3 protein-coding genes are annotated in these 1,677 nt (G+C 60.3%); all 3 read right to left on the bottom strand.

Features of this window, described 5'->3' with window-relative positions; translation table 11 throughout:
- The coding region (locus ABWP50_RS08620) for a response regulator (RefSeq protein ID WP_353217589.1) at nucleotides 1–419 on the bottom strand (419 nt) is incomplete at its 3' end.
- Nucleotides 420–454: 35 nt separating this feature from the next.
- A complete protein-coding gene (gene phoU, locus ABWP50_RS08625; RefSeq protein ID WP_353217590.1) occupies nucleotides 455–1,165 on the bottom strand; it encodes a phosphate signaling complex protein PhoU in 711 nt (236 codons plus the stop codon).
- Nucleotides 1,166–1,197: 32 nt separating this feature from the next.
- A partial coding sequence (locus ABWP50_RS08630; protein WP_353217591.1) for a phosphate ABC transporter ATP-binding protein occupies nucleotides 1,198–1,677 on the bottom strand: 480 nt, incomplete at its 5' end.

Raw genomic sequence — 1,677 nt, forward strand, 5'->3', positions numbered from 1 at the left:
TCCATGGCGATGCCGGCAAATTCCAGCTGGCCGCCCGACAGTGCCGGCCGCAAGCGGCGCAGCACGGCACGGATGCGGGCGATCAATTCGCGCGGGCTGAACGGCTTGGTCATGTAATCGTCCGCGCCGGTTTCGAGGCCGCGGATGCGATCGGCTTCATCGCCGCGCGCTGTCAGCATCACGATCGGCAGATTGGCCGTGGCCGGCGCGCGGCGCAGGCGGCGGCACACTTCGATGCCCGACAGATTAGCGATCATCCAATCCAGGATGACCAGATCGGGCTTTTCTTCTTCCGCAAGTGTCAGGGCTTCTTCGCCGTCGCCGGTTCGAACGACATCAAAGCCCTCTTTTTCAAGATTATAGGTCACCAGCTCAATCAGGCTGGCATCGTCTTCGACAAGCAGGATCTTGGCACGCATGGGTCAGTCTCCCGGGTCAGGCTTGGCGGATCGGATCAAGTGGCACTGTAGACGGTCGAGGCAAAATCATTGCGTGGCCGTTCGGCAGGGCGTTGGCCCGTCACGGAAAAATGCACCATTTCTGCCACCGATGTGGCGTGATCGCCGATGCGTTCCAGATTCTTGGCCACAAACAGCAGATGCGTGGACGGCGTGATATAATGCGGGTTTTCCATCATGAAGGTCAGCAGCGAGCGGAACAGCGAATTGTAAAATTCATCAACCTGCTGATCGCGCAGCAGCATTGCCAGCGCCTTTTCGGCATCGCGATCAACAAAACTGTCCAGCGTATCGCGGATGATCTCCACCACGATGCGCGCCATTTCCGGAATGATCACCGCTGGCCCGACCGGCTGCGATTGCGCCACCACAGCGGCGCGCTTGGCGATATTCTTGGCATAATCGCCGATGCGTTCCAGCACGCCGGCAATCTTCAGCGCCGCCACGATCTCCCGCAGATCATCGGCAAGCGGTGCACGCAGGGCAATGATGCGCACCGCCAGCATTTCCGCTTCGGCTTCGAGCAGATCGAGCCGCTTGTCATTATCGATCACCACCCGCGCCGCTTCGATGTTGCGGGTCATCAGGGCATCGACGGCATCGGCAATCTGGGTTTCGCACAACCCGCCCATGCGCGTGATGACAGCGCGCAGCTGCGCAATGTCTTCATCAAAGCTTTTGACAGTGTGGGCAGTGGTTTCGGCCATGAAAATTTCCTTTGATCCGGCTGATGGGGGCGTCAGCCGTAGCGACCGGTGATGTAATCCTTGGTGCGGGTTTGCTGCGGGTTGGTGAAAATCGCTGGCGTCTCGTCATATTCAACCAGCGTGCCGAGATGGAAAAACGCTGTGCGCTGGCTGACGCGCGCTGCCTGCTGCATGTTGTGCGTAACGATCACGATCGCATAACGGCCGCGCAATTCGTCAATCAGCTCTTCGATCCGCGCCGTGGCAATCGGGTCCAGCGCCGAACACGGCTCGTCCATCAGGATGACTTCGGGATCGACCGCAATGGCGCGCGCGATGCACAGCCGCTGCTGCTGCCCGCCGGACATGGCGGTGCCGCTTTCGTCCAGCCGGTCCTTGGCTTCATCCCACAGGCCGGCGCGGCGCAGCGCGCTTTCAACGACATTGTCCATATCGGCCTTGTTGCGAGCGAGGCCGTGGATGCGCGGGCCATAGGCGACATTTTCGTAGATGGATTTGGGAAACGGATTGGG

Origin of the sequence: Sandarakinorhabdus sp. (genome assembly GCF_040398645.1) — a bacterium.
Taxonomy (GTDB): domain Bacteria; phylum Pseudomonadota; class Alphaproteobacteria; order Sphingomonadales; family Sphingomonadaceae; genus Sandarakinorhabdus.

Excerpts from the sequence above, each read along its gene's own strand:
- phoU (WP_353217590.1), bottom strand. The coding sequence starts at position 1,165 with ATGGCCGAAACCACTGCCCACACTGTCAAAAGCTTTGATGAAGACATT.